Source organism: Undibacterium sp. RuTC16W (assembly GCF_049339445.1).
Classification (GTDB): domain Bacteria; phylum Pseudomonadota; class Gammaproteobacteria; order Burkholderiales; family Burkholderiaceae_D; genus Undibacterium.
Genome location: NZ_JBMPPE010000094.1, coordinates 1 through 318 on the forward strand (window position 1 = coordinate 1; position 318 = coordinate 318).

1 protein-coding gene is annotated in these 318 nt (G+C 53.1%); it reads left to right on the forward strand.

The window, feature by feature from the left end:
* Positions 1–147: 147 nt before the first annotated feature.
* Positions 148–318, forward strand: a 171-nt coding sequence (locus ACO0K4_RS19660) for a cold-shock protein (RefSeq protein WP_422958348.1), incomplete at its 3' end; no start/stop codon positions are given.

Sequence of the window (318 nt, forward strand, 5' to 3'; positions counted from 1 at the left end):
CGTTGGTGAACGTGCTCGTCTGCGGCAATACCCTCTACCCGTCGGTTATCCAGTTCGTCATTTTCCCTGCCTTGATTCTCGTGCGGCTTACCTGGGTTTCAACCCAACTGTTCCAACGTTTTTGGTTATCAGGAAACACTGAAATTTATGGTCACTGGCACCGTCAAGTGGTTTAACGAATCGAAGGGCTTTGGCTTCATCACGCCCGACAACGGCGGCGACGATCTGTTCGCGCATTTTTCCGCCATTCAGGCGCGCGGCTTCAAGACGCTCAGGGAAAACCAGAAGGTTTCCTTCGACGTGACAACCGGTCCCAAG